This is a genomic window from Sphingomonadaceae bacterium OTU29LAMAA1 (assembly GCA_024072375.1).
In the GTDB taxonomy this organism is placed as follows: Bacteria; Pseudomonadota; Alphaproteobacteria; order Sphingomonadales; family Sphingomonadaceae; genus Sphingomonas.
Genome location: CP099617.1, coordinates 2,838,932 through 2,855,523, shown reverse-complemented (window position 1 = coordinate 2,855,523; position 16,592 = coordinate 2,838,932). Strand labels below are relative to the sequence as shown.

Sequence of the window (16,592 nt, the reverse complement as noted above, 5' to 3'; positions counted from 1 at the left end):
CGGAAACCTTGGAGCTAACGCACCTGCCCGTGACGCCCGAGCATCGCGCGGGCATGTTCCGTTGCCTGCTTGGTGTCGGTAGCCAGCTTTTTCACTTCCGACGCTACGACAGCAAACCCTCGGCCGGCGTCGCCAGCGCGCGCAGCTTCAATCGTGGCATTCAGCGCAAGGAGGTTGGTCATCGCAGCGATCGACATGATCGAGTCGACGACCGTGCCCAGCTGATCCATGGTCCCTTGTAACGAGAGGCCTCGGCTTTGCAGCTCCTGCTCGAGTTCAACCTCGCGCGTGACATCTGTTGCAAGCTTCAGCACGCGTTGTGGTCGGCCCTCTGGATCGTAGATGACGCTATACGTCGCCTGAAGCCATAAGGCCCGCCCGCGGGAGTCCTTACGCGAGTACACCCCTTGCATGAACTTGCCGTGCTGGAGCGACTGCCAGAACTCTACATATGCATCCGAGCTTGCGTAATCCTCGTCACAGAACACGCGGTGGTGCTTGCCCATCACATCAGACAAGCGCCAGCCGACTAGCTGCAGGAACTGGTCGTTAGCCCATGTCACCCGCCCGCCCATATCGAACTCGGCAACGGCCTGTGAGCGGCAGACCGCCATCCATGCTGCACGACAATAGCCAGCACTGGGCCCTGTCTCTATTTCGCTATCGACGTTCGCTTCCATCACCGGAGATCGCTACCGGACGAGGGTTACCGGAGCGTTAGTAATCGCGCCGTTCTCAAGCTTTGCGTGTGTTGCTCCTGCCGATGATAAGCGCCGGTCGGCTGGTGCAGCGCGATCAGGTGGCGGCGACGAACTTTATCGTTCGGCGAGTGACGTCGACGTCGCTCAAAGCAACGTCGAGCGTGTCACCCGGCTGGTAGCCGGTACCCCCCAGGCGTACCACCACCGGTACGTTTGCAAGCTGGATGCGTGCACCGCGCTCGTCAGCGTCAACCACCGTAGCGGCAAACACCTCTCCTTCACGTCCCGAAAGCAGCACCGCTTCGGCAACATCAATGACCGCACGATTGATCTGACCGGCGCGAGCATCGGCTCTGCTCATGACCTTCGGCAGCGCCTCGAATGCCGCGCTCACCTGTTCAGGAACGGGCTGACCGGTCGTAACTGCGAGGGCAGCCCGGATGACGTAGCGGTCGGCAAGCCTGCGGAGTGGGGCGGTCGCCTGGGCATAGGTCGCCGCAACAGCGGCATGCCATGGCACCACGCCCTCTCTGTAGGGCGCATAGGACGCCCCGTTTCCGGCTCGGCGAATGGCGAGCATGAAGGCAGCGTCCGTCGGATCATTTGCATTTCGCGACCGTGAAAACTGATCGAGCGAAGCATCGGCTGACCAGCTTAGTCCCAGCCCATGTGCAATGTGGCGAAGCCGACCAACTGCGGCATCGTCCGGTCCGTCCATGACCCGAAACAGCCCGGTCTGATGCGCCTGCAGCGCATCGGCCACGGCAAGGTTGGTCGCGAGTGACAGCGCAGCATTCTGTGCTTCCGATGCGAGACGAGGCCGGAAGCCTAGCCGCAGGCGACCGTCAGTTTCACGTTCGACCTCCTGTTCAGGTGGATCCACCCGTGCAGCGCCACGGGCGCGCTCGGTAGCCTGGGTTCGACGGGCAAGCTCCTCAAACTGTGCTGGCAGATCCGCTGGTTGCACGGTCTCATAGCCGAGTTTCGCGTGCGACCGTATGATCGCCCGCTCGGCGCCATCTAGTCGGGCCTTGCCGTCGGGCGCGACGCGGACGGCGAAAATGACGGCGGCGCGCTCGACCTCCGGCAGGAGGCTGGCTGCGCCCTCGCTCAGGATGGAAGGATAGAGACCCGCCTTGCCATCGGGCAGGTAAAGCGTCTCGCCGCGAGTCCAGGCTTCCACATCGAGTGGATCGCCATCTTCGACGAACCAGCCGACATCGGCGATGGCATAATGCAGCAGCAGGTCCGCTCCCGCCTGCTCGATCGCAAATGCCTGATCAAGATCGGTAGAAGCGGCAGGATCCAGCGTGACGAACCGCATCTGTGTGCGATCGACATGCTGGGTGGGTGTACGTCGAACTGCAGCTTCTGCGGCGGCCAGAACCGCGGGAGGAAAGCCGTCGGGGACCTGGAACTCGGTCCGAATTTGCGTGAGCCCATCAGCAAGGGCGCGATCGGGATCGAGAAGCGTCTTCATAGACGCATCCATGGGCGTGACGCCTGCGCAATGCAAAATCGCTTGAGTGCCACTGCCGGACGAGCGCATCAGCAGACGTGCACCGACGATCGAGCAGCTTATCCAGCGCCAGCGGGATCAGCGCCGCACGGCCGTCAACGCCTTTGCACGGCCGCTTCTTTGATCTAGATTAACAGACGCATAAAAGGGGTTGAGCGATGCCAGCAGCTCATTGCGTCTCGTCGCTGGCGGGGATCATACTGCACGCAGATCAGAGCTTTCTGGATATGCTGCAGCGTTCGCAGAGCGAACTGATCGGCGCATCGTATAAGACGATCACCGATCCGAACGACTTGGGCCGAAGTGCGCAGATGCTGGCAGCCCTGGAGGAAGGCGCAGCACCGGTTCGGCTGCAGAAGCGCTATCTACGACCAGATGGCACCAGCATTCCGGCAAACCTTCTTGTCACCCGCTTTTCCAATCCTGATCGGCTTATCAGCACTCTGTTCTGGCACGACGATGGACGCCCGCTGCCGCCGGCGGAGCTGTGGGAAGCCGCGCTCAGGGTTGCTCATATCCACGATGCACGCGTGACGCTATTCGGCCCCGATCTAAGTTCAGACCCTGTCGGGACGATCGTTATTGGCACCTATCTGGCGGAAGCCGAGGGCCGGAACATCGCGCTTGGCGAAATCGCAACCTATGCGGCTATCGCGCCATCTACCGCACGGCGTTGGTTGAAGGTGCTGCAACAGCGGGGGATCATCGAAACTACGACCGACGCCGAGCTCAGCATATTGTTGACCCAGGCCGGCATCGACAAGGTAGAAGCCATGCTGGCGGCGGTTTACACGCTGCCCGGTGGGGCAAGAAGGATTGCCTGAACCTGCTGGATGACGTGATCAAGCTGCGCTGCAGCCGCAAACTGCTCATGCGCATCCAGCAGTTCGAGTGCCGTCAGTAGACACGTCAGAGCTTCTTGCATGATTGCTGGTCCACCCGTCGTTAAGATCCTGTCTCAGCACGCTGTGTCACGGCAGATGTATATGGGATGACCGGTCGGTGCCTTCCCTGTCATGGGGATCCCGAGGCTTGATCCACCATCCTTGATGCGGTCGCACTAAGGCCAGGCTCGACATCTCCGTCGCGGAGAGGTCGAGCTGCCATGAAGAACCGGCCGTCAGGCCGGCCTTGCGGTGGTCATCGCATCAAGCGTTCAGGGCGTCCTTGACCGCCTTCGCAGGTACGAAGGCGAGCTTGCGCGATGCGGCGATCTGAATCGTCTCGCCATTGGCAGGATTGCGCCCCTCGCGAGCCGGGCTGTCCTTCACCTTGAACTTGCCGAAGCCCGAGAGCGACACTTCATCGCCCTTATGCGCGGCAGCGACGATGGCAGCGAACAGATCATCCACAACCTTGCGCGCATCGGCCTTGGACATCGCATGGCCAGCAACGAGGGTTTCAGCGAGTTCGGCGTTATTCATGGTGCATGTCTCCAGGTGGAGCGGCCACCTAGCGGCTAACCGTGCGCAAGGCGACGTGGCAGATTTGATCTTGCGGGACAGCTGCACTCACCGCTGACAATCTGCGTGACCGCTGCACATTCCATTCGACTTCATGGCGCACCAGAGCGACAGCGTCATCACATGAACCGCGGGGCACAATGCCGCCCCGCATCGCCCCAGGTGAGCTGCTCACCGGGGCTCTGGCTGGTGGGGCAGCATCGGTGCTGCTCCGAGCCGGAGAACAGCATCATGACCACATTGAGTGACACCCAGCGCATCCTGCTTGCCGCCGCCTGCCAGCGTGGCGACGGCAGCGTCCTGCCATTCCACGCCAGCATCAAGCGCGGCGGCGGCATCACCAAGGCCATCGCAGGGCTTGTGCGGCAGGCGCTGGTGGTGGAGCGCGAAACCACCGACCAGGCCGCCGTGCACCGTACAGACGGCGACCTGCGCTTCGGCGTGTTCATCACCGCGGCCGGTATGGCTGCAATCGGGGTCAGCGCGGAAGACGAGGATGCGTGTCAGGCCGTCGCTGCGCAGCTTTCCGAGATCGTCGACGTCGAGAAAGCCCCGACCAAGATCGCAACCGTGCTGGCGCTGCTGGCGCGAAAAGATGGTGTCCCGATCGCTGAGTTGATGACGGCTACCGGCTGGCTGCCGCATACCATCCGCGCCGCCATCACCGGCCTGCGCAAGAAGGGCCACAGCATCCAGCGGATCAAACGCGATGGCATGACCTGCTACCGCATCCTCGGGGCGGCGTGATGGCGGTGGCCGCCACCCTCGCGGAGCTCGATACGCTCTCCTCTGATGCCCTGCGCCAGCGATGGCGCAGTCTTGTCGGCAGCCCCGCGCCCAGGATCAGCCCGAAGATGCTGCGGCTGGCGCTCGCCTGGGAGATCCAGGCGCGCGCCTCCGCCGGCCTGGCGCGCACCACCGGCCAGACGCTCGACCAGCTTGGCCGCGGCCATACCCGGACACAGGCGGCAACGCCCGGCATGCGGCTGGTGCGCGAGTGGCACGGCCGGGTTCATGTCGTCACCGTTGGCGAGGATCAGGTGATCCGCTGGGACGAGCGCGAATGGCGCTCGCTCAGCGAGGTTGCCCGCGCAATCACCGGCACCCGCTGGTCGGGCCCTGCCTTCTTCGGCCTCAAGAAGAAGGCGGTAGCAGCATGAAGACAATACGCTGCGCGATCTACACCAGAAAGTCGTCGGACGAGGGACTGGAGCAGAGCTTCAACAGCCTCGATGCGCAGCGCGAGGCCTGCGCCGCCTATATCCTCAGCCAGGCGAGTGAAGGCTGGTCGGCACTGCCGGAGATCTATGACGATGGCGGTCTATCCGGCGGCACGCTGGAACGCCCTGCCCTCAAGCGCCTGCTCGCCGAAGTGGCCGCTGGCCGGGTCGACATCATCGTCGTCTACAAGGTCGACCGGCTAACCCGCTCGCTGTTCGACTTTGGCAAGCTCGTCGAGACGTTCGATGCCGCGGGCACGAGCTTCGTATCGGTCACCCAGTCGTTCAACACCACGACCAGCATGGGGCGGTTGACCCTCAACATGCTGCTGTCGTTCGCGCAGTTCGAGCGCGAGGTCACCGCTGAGCGCATCCGCGACAAGATCGCAGCGTCGAAAGCACGCGGCATGTGGATGGGCGGGACGCCGCCACTGGGCTACGCCCCCAATGACCGCAGCCTCGTCATCGTCGAGGAGCATGCCACGCTCGTGCGACATCTGTTCACCCGCTATCTGGCGCTCGGCAGCGTGCGGCGGCTGATGGAGGAACTGGCACGAAGCGGCGTGACGGTACCGGCTAGAACCACAATCGGCGGAAAGTCACTCGGCGGCGGCGCTTTCACCCGCGGCCAGCTCTACCAGATCCTCAAGAACGTCATCTACACCGGCAAGATCGGCCACAAGGACAAGATCTATCCGGGGCTGCACCCGGCGATCATCGACGAGGCAACCTTTGCCGCCGTGCAAGCCATGCTCGCCGACCACCTTCAGGGTCACCGCACCCGCGCCGGTGCCGTCGAGACCAGCCCGCTGGCGGGCAGGATCGTCGATGGAAACGGCGAGCCGCTGGTCGCGACGCACGCGACCAAGAACAAGGTGCGCCATCGCTACTATGTCAGCCGGGCGCTCCAACAGGCGACCAGCGACACCGGCCTGCGCATCCCGGCCCGCGAGATCGAGGCGCTCGTCACCGAGCGGTTGCAGCAGCTTGTCCACCAGCCGCTCGAACTCGCGACCTTGGCGGCGCTCGACGTGCAGGTTCACCAGGTGGCAGACCTGCACGTACGCTGTGAGGCGCTGGCCGAGCAGTTCGGCGCACGCCGCTCCCCTGCCCTTCTTGCCATCGTCACCAGGGTGCAGGTCGGCGACGCCACGGTGACGCTCACCTGCGACACCGCTGCGCTTGGCCACGCCCTTGGCATGGATCAGCAGGCCGATGCGCCAGCCACCATCGAGGTCGGCTGTGCTGCCCGCCTGACCCGGTCGGGTCGCGCATTGCGGCTGGTGCAGGACAGCGGTGCTACCGCGCAGGTTGTGCCTGACCGCTCGCTGATACGCGTGCTCGTCCAGGCGCGGCGCTGGTGGGGCATGTTGCGCGGCGGCGAGATCAGCACGAGCGAGCTTGCCGCGCGCGAAGGCGTGACCAGCTCCTATGTCGCGCGTGTGCTCCGGCTGGCCTTCCTGGCGCCTGCCGTCACCGAGGCGATCCTCGCCGGGCGCCAGCGCGCCGGGGTGACGGTAGCCAGCCTGACCGCCGAAGGCGCGATTGCTGCCGACTGGCAGACGCAGATTGCGACGCTGCTGCCGGTGCGGGGGCGGTGATCCCTCACCAGCCTAGCTCGTCCTACGCCTAAGGAGGGCAATAATCACCGTTGGGCAGGCCGCCAACACGCTGGCAGCTTCGAGGCAGATAACCTTCCGATCAAGCCTGTGGTCGCACGAGCAAGACGCGGCCGTGTTCCTGCCCGACCGAAACTGGTCCAATCGTGCATCATGATCCCGCAGCGTCAAACAATGCGGCGGCAGTTTCGCTTAGAATGGCGATCCGCTCGCCCGCCCGCCTCGCCATCTCAATCCGGGCAGCGACAGACGCGCTATTCGCGTCCAAAAGCATCGCGCTGACATCCTCCATGATCCCTGCCACCGCTATCAGCAGCTGCTCGATCTGGTCGTTTCTCTCGTCCGCCATGTCCACCCAGAGGGGCCAAGTGACAGCTCAAGTCTAGCTGCAGCTTTTCACCTTCGCTGGTTCAGTCGAGCAGGCTGCCCGTTGTCACGCCCAACGGCTGTGCGAGCCTCTCGACGACGGTAATGGTAGGGTTGCGACGGCCACGCTCGATGTCACTGACATAGGTCCGGTGGATGCCGGCGCGGTCGGCATAATCTTCCTGGCTCCAGCCCTTGGCCTCGCGCAGCTGACGAACGTTCTGACCAAGGCGCATGCATATGTCCACGCGTCGATACAGACGCGCCTGTCGATGATGAATCTACAGACGATCAGTGACATTCCAGTTGACTGGTACGGCCGTTGGCGGATTGGTGTTGTCACTGATCGTCGACGGAGAGAACTATGACCAGGGATAAAGAACCCGCAACGCGCGGTCGACCACGGTGGCAGGTGTGGCACGTCGTGATAATCACGATCCTTGTTTGCCTTGGCATCGTCATGTTCCGACTTGCCAATACGGCTCCCGATACCACAGCTTCCAACACACAGGCGGCCTCGCCTGAAGAAGTAGTTGCAGGGCCGCTCAACAAGGGGACCGCGGCAAGCGCGTGCATGGATGCCATTACGCCGATGCTCGCGCAGCCCCGGTCAGCTGACTTCCACACCTTTACCGATACCACCTTCCATACCGACGGGATGCGCGCGCGCTTTACTGTCGGATTGACTGCGAAGAACGGGCTGGGTCTCCCCATTGATGCAACCGCTGCCTGCGTCTTCGAGGGCGAGACCCTGACCAGCGCCGAACTCCTCCCGGCGGGGAGCTAGGCGGCTGCAGTCATCCCAGCCGCGAGCGGCGCTGAATGCGGCTGGGCCGATTGATCCGTAGCGGGCGTCCCGTTTCATCCCGCTCGACGAGGAGCCATGGCGCGCGGCGCAGGAAGTACTCCAAGAATTGCGTCAGGCTGTCGACCTGATCGTCGTTCCGGCCAAAGGGAAAGGCTCTCAGTTCGCGGTGTAGATCGGCCAGCCAAGGTGCTTCCGTGGGTAGCACGCATATCCCGGCCTCCAGCTGGGCAGTCACGCCGACGAGACGCTCTTCCTTACTTTGCGTGACCGACCACATGACGGGACGCAGCTCGCCACTGGCACGGAATTCCTGCCACAAAGACTTACCCGTACCTGCATCCTCGATGATGACCTCATCGGGCTGCCACTGCCGGTTCAGGCGTAGCACCGCGCGCTTGAGATCCGGAAAGGCAAGCCGCTGCCGGAAGACATCGAGCAGATGCCACTTGCCCCCGGTATATCCCCAGGTGGTGCATACCGAGAAGTCGGCCGTCGGTTGATCGCTCAATGCGGTGTCCCAGCTCTGCACGACCTTGAAATAGCTATCGCGCTCGAGCGCCTCCTCGTAGCTGCCGAACCACTCCATCCGAATGACGTTGCCTTCAGGGGCGACGGGGTTCTGCTGGAACTGCGACGAATAGACCTGCACGCCGAGGTTGCGTCGTTCACCCTCAAGAACCTCGCGGGTGATCCCCGGACGGTCGAGCAGATCGCCGACCCGGCGGTGGTGCCATTGTTCCGGACCGATCGCGATCCGCTCATTGCGCTCGGCGATCGCCGGCAGGCAGAGCAGCTCGTAACCCTTGTCGAGAAGGTGCGCGGCCAGATCGTCCTCGTGCAGCCGCTGCGAGATCGAGATGATCGCACCGCCCCCGACATCGTTGAGACGCGTCGCGAGCGTGCCGTTGAACCATTCCTTCGCCTCGTGCCGTTTGGCTTCGCTGCGAGCATCGTCTGCTTTCAGGCAATCATCGACGATGATGATGTCGGCGCCGTGTCCTGTGACGCTGCCGCCCACAGACACGGCCTTGCGGCCGCCTCCCCTGGTGGTGACGATCTCGAGCATGCGGTTGCCATCATCGGCGATGACGGTGTTGGGGAACAAGCGCCGGTACCATGCCGTCTGCATGATGGTGCGGCATTGTGTCGCGTGCAGCCGGGCAAGATCCTGGCTGTAGGTTGCAACCATGATCCTGACGTGGGGATCGCGTCCGAGCAGCCACGCCGTTAGCGCGACCGACGTCGCAACGGATTTCAGGTGCCGCGGCGGCACGTTGATCACCAGCCGTGCACCCGGGCGGGCACACGCCTCGGTCGAGGCATGACAGATGGCGCGCAGATACCAGGCGAGGTGCAGTGGCTCGGCGCCGTGGTGCAGGTCGCCGAACACGCGCATGAGGAACAGGTCGAACTGCTGCCGCATAGCGGCATCGAGAACATTGCTCATTGTTCGTCTTCCGCTTCGGCGATGATGCTTACACGCAACCGCTCGAGGATGGCGCGGTCATGCGCGTCGGTATCCTCCGCCTCGGCGTTGCTCGGCAGCGCATCGCCGGCAAGGGCCTGCGGCTCGTCAGGCACGGCGTCACGATAGTAGCGCAGCAGTTCATGGCGATCCTGCCTGCTGCCCTTGAGCGCGCTCTCGATGGTCTGCATCATCAACGCCTGCACGTGCGTGACGTTCTTGCGCCCCTTGGCGGTGCGGACCCTCAGCTTCGTCGTCAGCGTCTCCCGGACGATGGTGTTGAAAGCCTTGGCGCCTTTGGGGCGACCCTTAGGGTTGCCGGACTGACCTTTGCGGAACCGCGTGTGCTTCGGCGGCCGACCGTAGCCGACCTCATAGCCAGCAGCAGTGCCATCCTTTGGCGGGGATGCCGGTGCTGCTTTATGCAGTTCCGGCGCGACCGCCGGCTCTGAAGCAGCAGCGGGTGATGGAGCGGGGTTGGCGGCAAGACTGCGTTGGCGAACGCGAGGGCGCGCTACGATATCGGGGCGATGCACCGATGTTGCCGGGGCCGACACGCGCAGGGATCGAGAGGGAACGATAGGCATCGAAAATCTCCATGAGGTCATCCCTGTGCAAAGAACCAAGCCATACGACCGATTGCACAGGTATTAATTCGGTGAGGTAATCTTCACGCCGCCAGGGCTGCAGGAGCGTGACGCTCGGCGGCGGCATCGGCAAAGGTTTGCCCCGACCCTTCCAGAATGGCTTGCTCGCCTGTCATCGCTTGCCAGCGACGGATGGCGACATCGATGTACTTTGGCTCGATCTCGACCGCGTAGCCGATCCGCCTTGTCCGCTCGCAGGCAAGGATGGTGCTGCCCGAGCCGGAGAAGGCATCAAGCACGATTTCACCGTGGCGGGTGACATCGCGAATAGCCTCGGCCAGCAAGCCAACGGGTTTTACCGTCGGGTGTGCGGCGAGATCTGCATCGCGGCTGGAGCTGAAGCTGTTGGCACCAGCATGGCTCCAGACGTTCGTGCGATAGCGGCCGTGCTTTCCCAGCTGCACCGTGTTTGTATGCGGCGCCTTGCCATGTTTCAGCACCAGCACCAGTTCGTGCTGCGAGCGATAGAGGCTACCCATCCCACCGTTCGTCTTGGCCCAAACGCACAGGTTGAGGTGGTGCAGTCCTGCAGCGCGTCCAGCGGACATCAGCTCGTAGAGGTGCTTGTGGTCCATGAAAGCCATGACAATGGCGCCGTCCTTCAGATGCGCTGCCATGTTCCTGAGGTACGTCTCGTTGAACTTCATGAATTCAGCTTCGGACATCTCGCCCGACGCCATGGCAAATTCCGTGTGGCGCCCGCTTCCTGACACATGGCCGTTCACCGGAACATTGAACGGAGCGTCGGTCAGCACCATCGCGGCCTGTGCGCCAGCCATCAGCCGGGACCAGTTTTCCGGTTCCAGCGATGTGCCACACAGCAGCCGGTGTTTGCCCAGCAGCCACAGGTCGCCAGGAAGGGCGACGACGAGAGCATCTTCTACAGGCATATCATCGTCGGGGTCGCTGTCGTCGATGCCAGTGTCGGCCAGCAGCACATCGATCTCGGCTGTCTCCCAGCCGATCACCTCGACCGACACTTCGTCGAGGTCGATGATGCTCTGGATTTCGATGCGCAGCAGACGCTCGTCCCAGGTTGCATGGCGCGCAAGCTGATTGTCCGCCAGTCGGTAGGCCTTCACCTGCGCTGCCGACCAATGGTCCGCTACGATGACCGGTACCTCGGCAAGGCTGAGCCGGCCTGCCGCCTCAAAGCGGGCGTGACCCACGATGAGGACACCGGCCTCATCGACAAGCAGTGGCATGGCAAATCCGAACTGCGTCATCGACGCCATCAGCTGGATGATCTGTTTCTCGGGATGTTTGCGGGCGTGACCGTCATAGCCGCGAATGCTCGTCACGCTCCGGTATAGAATAGGTCCGAGCTTGTGCTCGAGCGCGGCGCAGGCGTTGCCGAGCGACTTGTCGACGGGTTTCATCTTTGCACGAGGCATATCTGGTCTCCAACACACGGAGGACAAGCAGGTGCAGCGACATTGCGCGTGATCACCCGCTCGCCGAACCGTGTGGTCCGTACGATTGTCATGTGAACCCGCTGTCCTTCAGGCATAGTGTCAAAACACTTCAGCCATCTATTCTTCGGGGAAGGCTCGCACCTTCGACCATGACAGCTACGCCAACAAAGCTGAATGATCAGCTAACTCAGCATAGTAGACTTTTGTTGTCAATCAGACATACCGGGAAGCAGCTTTGAATACTCTGATCCGACCATCATTCTTGATGATCTACTTCCATTATCCAAGGAATCGAGAATGATTTCCCTGTTCTTCGGTCCAGGGAATTTCCAATGACACGCGAGGAATTGCGCGGGTTCCACGTACCCGCGATCAAGCCGACGACGGAAAACACGGAAAAGATCCCTGTAAAACATCGCTGATCAGGGAAATGGGCGTGCGGGCAGGCACGGCTTGGCGGATGCACTGATGAGGGTCCAAAAGGGGATCGTGCGGACATATCGGTTCGGTACTGCGCCCCTGAGCCGCAGAGAATCAGAGGCCGAATCGAGCATTTTTATGCCTGACTCGGATCTCTGCAGTACGGATATGTCACAGATACGCGCGGTTCTGCGCCGCTTCGCGCGCATTTTCTCGCGGAGATCCGATGTCTGTGACTAGGTGGCGGAGCGGGAGGGATTCGAACCCTCGATACGCTTTTGGCGTATACTCACTTTCCAGGCGAGCGCCTTCGACCACTCGGCCACCGCTCCGCATATCCTGGAAGGGCGCGCCTAGCCTGTCCGGTCGTGGCCTGCAAGTGATTGCGCATGTCCGCGGGTTACGTCAGTCTGCCGCGTTATGCTCAGCCTGCTTTTTCTCGTCGCCGCGGCCTTGCCGCAAACCGCTCCTCAAGGCGCCACCGCGCCTGCCGATCCGGTCATCGGCGATTGGCGGGCCGTCCCCGACGACGAATTGTTGGTCATGACGCTGGCGAACGGCAAGCAGGTCGTGATCCGGCTGGCTGCGGCGATGGCACCGGCCCACGTCGGCAATATTCGCACGCTTGCACGGAAGCGCTGGTGGGACGCGGCGAGCGTGTACCGCGTGCAGGAGAACTGGGTCGCGCAATGGGGCGACGCGACCGAGAAGAAACCATTGCCGGCGGGGGTCACGGACCGGCCCGCCGCCGAGTTCGAGATCGCGAACTTCAGCCCTGCAGTGCGGATGGCACAGGCGGACGGCTATTCCACTGCAAGCGGCATCACGGCGGATGGCTGGCCGGTGGCGACCAACGGCACGCAGGCATGGCTGACGCATTGTTACGGCATGGTAGGCGTAGCACGGGACGCGCTGCCGAGCACGGGATCGGGGGCGGAACTGTTCACGCCGATCGGCCAATCGGCACGCCGGCTGGATCGCAACTACACCGTCGTCGGACGGATCGTAGAGGGCATGCAATATCTGTCCGCCCTGCCACGAAGCGAGGCGGCGATGGGGATGTATGCCACTCCGGGTGAGAGAGTCCCGATCGCCACGGTGCGGCTGGCGAGCGATTTGCCTGCGGGCGAGCGACCGCATTTCCAGTATCGCAGCGCCGATAACCCGCGCTTCGCCGCGGCAGTAGCACGCCGCGAAAATCCGGAGGCGCCAACGGTATCGCTTGGCGGAGCAACGGTGTGCGACGTTTTGCCAGCGGTCCGTCGGACGCCCTGACGTCGACCCTCGCCCGCTGGTTCAGGCTCGCCCTGATCCGGGTAGAGACGGGGCCAGCGCGGATAACGCGACGGCATTGGATCACGCCATCGTCAGCTGGCCGCGACCCATGCCGCAACCTCGACCGCGACCTGATTGGCGGCCTGGCTGAGCGCAGTCCCCGCATTCGTCGCGTCGATCGCGGCGACCGGCACGCGCGCCTCGAACCGGCGCTTCTCCACCGTCGCACCGCCCGCGCGGGTCAGCGCCGCGTCATAGGTCACGATCGCCTCGCGGCTGGTCGCGTCGAGCCCGAAGCGACGCAGCTCGCCGGTCAGCGTCGCACTGGGATCGGCGATCGACTGGACGGTCGACAGCACCACCATGTTGCTGCGTGCCGACACGGTGTCGGACAACAGCCGGGCGAACAGCCGCGCCGGCGGCTCGCTCCACTGCGCATCCTCGACATAGGCGATCGTCGTCGGCGTCGCCTGCACCGGCACGCGCGCGCCGGCGATCGACGTCGGCGTCGACGGCACCTGGATGGTGATCGAGCGCGCCTTCGCCGAATTCTGCTCGGTGCCCACGGCCGGCGCCGATGTCGCGTCCAGCGTCAGCAGCGAGGGCGGCGGCTTGGCGCCGAAGCTGATGCAGGCGGCAAGCGGCAGGGCCGCGGCGACAATGAGAAGCTTGGTCTTCATGATCTCACTTGCCCTTGTAGTCGGGGAGCTTCTGCTGGCCGATCAGCGAGCTGGCCCCGCCCTGATCGACCTTGTCGGCGATCGACGACAACGCACTCGCCGTGACGCGCAGATCGCGAACCAGCCGGTTCGCCTCCGGGATCGTCTGCTTCGAGAAGGTCTGCAAGCCGGGACGCGCATCCTGAATCGCCGCATTGAGCGTCTCGGTGCTCTGCTGCGCCGAGGCGATCGTCTTGTTGAGGTTCTGGAGCGTCGGCTTCACATCCTCGGCCAGTACGCCGTTGGTCGTATCGGCGAGCTTGCCGATCGACTGCGCGGCATCGCCCGCCTGCTGGATAGCGATACGGGTCTGCGCCAGCGTCGCCGCGATTTCCGGCCCGCGATCGGCGAGCGCATCGGTCAGGCGATTGGTGTTGTCGAGAATGCCGGCGATCGATGCCTGATTGCGGTCCGTCAACAGACCGGTGAGCCGCTCGGTCAGGGTCGACAGCCGCTCGAGCAACTGCGGCGCGCTGTTCAGGATCGCGCCGATGCCGCCCTGCTTGGTCGCGATGACCGGCACGCCATAGGGGCATTGCGTCGCATCGGGACGTTCGGGGCAGACGATCGGCGGCGCGCCCTTGCGCGCGCCATCGAGCGCGACGGTGCTGGTGCCGGTGAAGCTGCCGAGGATCGTCGCGGTCGTGCCCTGAAGGATCGGCGTCTCGTCATTGACGGTCACGCGGACGCGGACGAACTGCGGATCGGGCTTCCACAAGGCGATCGTCTTCACCTGCCCGGTCGGAACGCCGGAATAGGTCACCGTCGACCCCTTGGCGAGGCCATCGACCGACTGTTTGAAGAAGATGTCGTATTCGCGTTCGGTCGCACCCCCCAGACGCGCGATCCAGACGGTGAAGATCGCCAATACGGCGAGCAGGATCAGCACGACCGCGCCGACGATCACATGGTTGGAACGGGTTTCCATCAGTCGCTACTCGCCTTTTCGGCCGGTTCGGTCGCCGCGGCGGGACTTGCCGCGATCTGCTGTGATTTGACTTCGGTCGGGTGGGCGCGCGCTTCTGCCTGCGCTTCCTGCGTCGCGACGGCGGCACGGCCGCGAGGCCCCTTGAAATATTCCTGGATCCACGGGTGATCGAGCGCGAGGAGTTCGTCGATCGTGCCGACGGCGATCACCTTCTTGTCGGCCAGCACCGCCACCCGGTCGCAGATCGCATACAGCGTATCGAGATCGTGGGTGATGAGGAAGACGGTAAGCCCAAGCGTCTTCTGCAGCGATTTGGTGAGATCATCGAACGCCGCCGCACCGATCGGGTCGAGGCCGGCGGTCGGTTCGTCGAGAAACAGCAATTCGGGATCGAGCGCCAGCGCACGCGCAAGGCCGGCACGCTTCTTCATGCCGCCCGAGAGTTCGGCGGGATATTTCGGTCCGGCGTCCGGCTTCAGCCCGGTCATCACGACCTTGTAGGCGGCGACCTCCGCCATCAGCGCCGGGTTCATGTCGCCGTAGAATTCGCGCAGCGGCACCTGCACGTTTTCGGACACGGTCAGTGTCGAGAACAATGCACCGCCCTGGAACAGCACGCCCCAGCGCTTGCGGATGTTGGTCGCCTCCGTCTCCTCGCGACCGATCGTCGGTTCGCCGAAGACGGTGATATCGCCCGCGACCGGCGTCTGGAGACCGATGATCGAGCGCATCAGCACCGACTTGCCGGTGCCGGAACCGCCGACCACGCCGAGGATTTCGCCACGCCGCACGTCGAGGTCGAGGCCGTCGTGGATGACCGCGTCACCAAACGCGTTCTTCAGGCCGCGAACCTCGATGATATGTTCGTCGGCGTCACGATCGGTGCTGGATGCAGGCATCAGTTCCACCCCACCCAGGTGAAGAACACCGCGAAAAAGGCATCGAGGACGATGACGAGGAAGATCGCCTGAACCACCGCCGATGTGGTGCGCAGGCCGACCTGTTCCGCGTCGGATTCGACCAGCATGCCCTGGAAACAGCCGGCGATGGCGATGATCGCCCCGAACACCGGTGCCTTGATCAGGCCGATATACAGATCGGTGATCGGCACGACTTCGCGGATGCGCTGGATGAAGGTGACGGGCGGAATGTCGAGGGACACCCAGCACAAAAGGCCACCGCCGATGATCGCGACCAGCGATGCATAGAAGCCGAGCAGCGGCATCAGCAGCACGGCGGCGATCGTGCGCGGCAGCACCAACGCCTCCATCGGCGACACGCCGATCGTGCGCATCGCGTCGATCTCTTCGGTCAGCTTCATCGTGCCCAGTTGCGCCGCGAACGCCGAGCCGGAGCGGCCGGCGACCATGATCGCGGTCATCAGCACGCCAAGTTCGCGCAGGGTAAGACGGCCGATCAAATTGATCGTGAACACCTCCGCGCCGAACTGGCGCAACTGCACCGCGCCCTGTTGCGCGATGACGATGCCGATCAGGAAGCTCATCAACCCGACGATCGCGAGCGCCTGTACACCGACGACTTCGAACCGATGGACGGTGGCGTTGAAGCGGAAGCGGCCGGGATGGCGGATGACGTTGGCGAGGGCGATCGTGGTCGCACCGAGAAAGCCGAGCAAACCGTAGAGCGTGCGGAAGGTGATGACGACGGCGTCGCCGACTTCACCGAGCAGGCGATTGAAGGCGTTCGACGGACGTTCCGGCAGCGCCACCGGCTGATCCGCGGCGACGACGGAGTCGAGCAGGAATCGCCCATCCTCGTCGAGGCCGTCGATCCGGGCATCGTGGCGCGTCGCCAGCCGGTGGACGACCCAAGCGCCCACGGTGTCGATCCGGCCGACATCGCTGAGGTCGATCCGCTGCACCGGTCCGTCAAGCGAATCGAGTCGGTCGGGCAATTTGCCCAGCGTGCGCAGCAGCAGGTCACCGGAAAAGCGAAGTGTTCCGCCGCTGTCCTGCTCGAATTCGGCTGTGGCGCTCATCACGTCCGCTTCTGCGGCAAGTCGGCAG

The 16,592-nt window shown here is 63.7% G+C and carries 17 protein-coding genes, 1 tRNA gene and 2 pseudogenes; 6 read left to right on the top strand and 14 right to left on the bottom strand.

Annotation, left to right across the window (positions count from 1 at the left end):
• Positions 1-59: 59 nt before the first annotated feature.
• From NF699_13890 to NF699_13880, 3 genes and pseudogenes are all read right to left on the bottom strand, one after another.
• A pseudogene (locus NF699_13890) lies at positions 60-224 on the bottom strand (methyl-accepting chemotaxis protein).
• A 96-nt stretch (positions 225-320) separates the two neighbouring features.
• Positions 321-575 (bottom strand): annotated as a pseudogene (locus tag NF699_13885) (PAS domain-containing protein).
• A gap of 220 nt (positions 576-795) precedes the next feature.
• Positions 796-2,181 (bottom strand): RNB domain-containing ribonuclease, encoded by a 1,386-nt coding sequence (locus NF699_13880; protein USU04131.1) that lies wholly within the window; start codon positions 2,179-2,181, stop codon positions 796-798.
• A 197-nt stretch (positions 2,182-2,378) separates the two neighbouring features.
• Between NF699_13880 and NF699_13875 the strand changes: the two genes are divergently transcribed.
• A complete protein-coding gene (locus tag NF699_13875; protein ID USU04130.1) occupies positions 2,379-3,044 on the top strand; it encodes a PAS domain S-box protein in 666 nt (221 codons plus the stop codon).
• Between the two features lie 324 nt (positions 3,045-3,368).
• Here NF699_13875 and NF699_13870 read toward each other — a convergent pair whose 3' ends face one another.
• On the bottom strand, positions 3,369-3,644 hold the full coding sequence (locus NF699_13870) for an HU family DNA-binding protein (protein ID USU04129.1): 276 nt from the start codon (positions 3,642-3,644) through the stop codon (positions 3,369-3,371).
• 270 nt (positions 3,645-3,914) lie between these two features.
• Between NF699_13870 and NF699_13865 the strand changes: the two genes are divergently transcribed.
• Genes NF699_13865 through NF699_13855 form a run of 3 tightly spaced genes read left to right on the top strand, consistent with a single transcriptional unit; the run spans position 3,915 to position 6,504 of the window.
• A complete protein-coding gene (locus NF699_13865) occupies positions 3,915-4,430 on the top strand; it encodes a DUF3489 domain-containing protein (GenBank protein USU04128.1) in 516 nt (171 codons plus the stop codon).
• Entirely contained in the window at positions 4,430-4,843 is a 414-nt protein-coding gene (locus tag NF699_13860; GenBank protein ID USU04127.1) for a DUF2924 domain-containing protein, read from the top strand. Before NF699_13865 ends, NF699_13860 begins: the two co-directional genes overlap by 1 nt.
• Positions 4,840-6,504, top strand: a complete 1,665-nt coding sequence (locus NF699_13855) for a recombinase family protein (GenBank protein USU04126.1) — start codon at positions 4,840-4,842, stop codon at positions 6,502-6,504. Before NF699_13860 ends, NF699_13855 begins: the two co-directional genes overlap by 4 nt.
• 169 nt (positions 6,505-6,673) lie before the next feature.
• On the opposite strand, the gene NF699_13850 is transcribed toward NF699_13855, so the two are convergent.
• Both NF699_13850 and NF699_13845 read right to left on the bottom strand, forming a co-directional pair.
• A complete protein-coding gene (locus NF699_13850) occupies positions 6,674-6,877 on the bottom strand; it encodes a hypothetical protein (protein ID USU04125.1) in 204 nt (67 codons plus the stop codon).
• A 55-nt stretch (positions 6,878-6,932) separates the two neighbouring features.
• Complete coding sequence (locus tag NF699_13845) at positions 6,933-7,124, bottom strand: helix-turn-helix domain-containing protein (GenBank protein ID USU04124.1); 192 nt, start codon at positions 7,122-7,124, stop codon at positions 6,933-6,935.
• Between the two features lie 188 nt (positions 7,125-7,312).
• Between NF699_13845 and NF699_13840 the strand changes: the two genes are divergently transcribed.
• Entirely contained in the window at positions 7,313-7,675 is a 363-nt protein-coding gene (locus NF699_13840; GenBank protein ID USU04123.1) for a hypothetical protein, read from the top strand.
• A 10-nt stretch (positions 7,676-7,685) separates the two neighbouring features.
• Here NF699_13840 and terL read toward each other — a convergent pair whose 3' ends face one another.
• From terL to NF699_13820, 4 genes are all read right to left on the bottom strand, one after another.
• Positions 7,686-9,143, bottom strand: coding sequence for a phage terminase large subunit (gene terL / locus NF699_13835; protein USU04122.1), 1,458 nt, complete (start codon positions 9,141-9,143; stop codon positions 7,686-7,688).
• Positions 9,140-9,748 carry a DUF5681 domain-containing protein gene (locus NF699_13830; protein USU04121.1) on the bottom strand — a complete coding sequence of 203 codons (609 nt, stop codon included), beginning with the start codon at positions 9,746-9,748 and terminating at the stop codon, positions 9,140-9,142. Before NF699_13830 ends, terL begins: the two co-directional genes overlap by 4 nt.
• Positions 9,749-9,831: 83 nt before the next feature.
• Positions 9,832-11,187, bottom strand: a complete 1,356-nt coding sequence (locus NF699_13825; protein USU04120.1) for a site-specific DNA-methyltransferase — start codon at positions 11,185-11,187, stop codon at positions 9,832-9,834.
• A 697-nt stretch (positions 11,188-11,884) separates the two neighbouring features.
• Positions 11,885-11,975 (bottom strand) — tRNA-Ser (locus NF699_13820).
• Between the two features lie 88 nt (positions 11,976-12,063).
• Here NF699_13820 and NF699_13815 point away from each other — a divergent pair.
• Positions 12,064-12,918, top strand: a complete 855-nt coding sequence (locus NF699_13815) for a peptidylprolyl isomerase (protein ID USU04119.1) — start codon at positions 12,064-12,066, stop codon at positions 12,916-12,918.
• Positions 12,919-13,010: 92 nt separating this feature from the next.
• Here NF699_13815 and NF699_13810 read toward each other — a convergent pair whose 3' ends face one another.
• Genes NF699_13810 through NF699_13795 form a run of 4 tightly spaced genes read right to left on the bottom strand, consistent with a single transcriptional unit; the run spans position 13,011 to position 16,564 of the window.
• Entirely contained in the window at positions 13,011-13,598 is a 588-nt protein-coding gene (locus NF699_13810; protein USU04118.1) for an ABC-type transport auxiliary lipoprotein family protein, read from the bottom strand.
• 4 nt (positions 13,599-13,602) lie between these two features.
• The gene (locus NF699_13805; GenBank protein USU04117.1) at positions 13,603-14,565 is read right to left on the bottom strand and encodes an MlaD family protein; all 963 of its coding nucleotides are present in this window, start codon (positions 14,563-14,565) and stop codon (positions 13,603-13,605) included.
• Complete coding sequence (locus tag NF699_13800; protein ID USU04116.1) at positions 14,565-15,464, bottom strand: ABC transporter ATP-binding protein; 900 nt, start codon at positions 15,462-15,464, stop codon at positions 14,565-14,567. The genes NF699_13805 and NF699_13800 overlap by 1 nt, the downstream gene beginning before the upstream one ends.
• Positions 15,464-16,564 (bottom strand): ABC transporter permease, encoded by a 1,101-nt coding sequence (locus NF699_13795; GenBank protein USU04115.1) that lies wholly within the window; start codon positions 16,562-16,564, stop codon positions 15,464-15,466. Before NF699_13795 ends, NF699_13800 begins: the two co-directional genes overlap by 1 nt.
• Positions 16,565-16,592: the final 28 nt, after the last annotated feature.

Coding starts and splice junctions, on each gene's coding strand:
- NF699_13855 (USU04126.1), top strand. CDS start 4,840: ATGAAGACAATACGCTGCGCGATCTACACCAGAAAGTCGTCGGACGAG.
- NF699_13815 (USU04119.1), top strand. CDS start 12,064: ATGCTCAGCCTGCTTTTTCTCGTCGCCGCGGCCTTGCCGCAAACCGCT.
- NF699_13845 (USU04124.1), bottom strand. CDS start 7,124: ATGCGCCTTGGTCAGAACGTTCGTCAGCTGCGCGAGGCCAAGGGCTGG.
- terL (USU04122.1), bottom strand. CDS start 9,143: ATGAGCAATGTTCTCGATGCCGCTATGCGGCAGCAGTTCGACCTGTTC.
- NF699_13875 (USU04130.1), top strand. CDS start 2,379: ATGCCAGCAGCTCATTGCGTCTCGTCGCTGGCGGGGATCATACTGCAC.
- NF699_13860 (USU04127.1), top strand. CDS start 4,430: ATGGCGGTGGCCGCCACCCTCGCGGAGCTCGATACGCTCTCCTCTGAT.
- NF699_13795 (USU04115.1), bottom strand. CDS start 16,564: ATGAGCGCCACAGCCGAATTCGAGCAGGACAGCGGCGGAACACTTCGC.
- NF699_13870 (USU04129.1), bottom strand. CDS start 3,644: ATGAATAACGCCGAACTCGCTGAAACCCTCGTTGCTGGCCATGCGATG.
- NF699_13810 (USU04118.1), bottom strand. CDS start 13,598: ATGAAGACCAAGCTTCTCATTGTCGCCGCGGCCCTGCCGCTTGCCGCC.
- NF699_13825 (USU04120.1), bottom strand. CDS start 11,187: ATGAAACCCGTCGACAAGTCGCTCGGCAACGCCTGCGCCGCGCTCGAG.
- NF699_13880 (USU04131.1), bottom strand. CDS start 2,181: ATGAAGACGCTTCTCGATCCCGATCGCGCCCTTGCTGATGGGCTCACG.
- NF699_13800 (USU04116.1), bottom strand. CDS start 15,464: ATGCCTGCATCCAGCACCGATCGTGACGCCGACGAACATATCATCGAG.
- NF699_13805 (USU04117.1), bottom strand. CDS start 14,565: ATGGAAACCCGTTCCAACCATGTGATCGTCGGCGCGGTCGTGCTGATC.
- NF699_13830 (USU04121.1), bottom strand. CDS start 9,748: ATGCCTATCGTTCCCTCTCGATCCCTGCGCGTGTCGGCCCCGGCAACA.
- NF699_13865 (USU04128.1), top strand. CDS start 3,915: ATGACCACATTGAGTGACACCCAGCGCATCCTGCTTGCCGCCGCCTGC.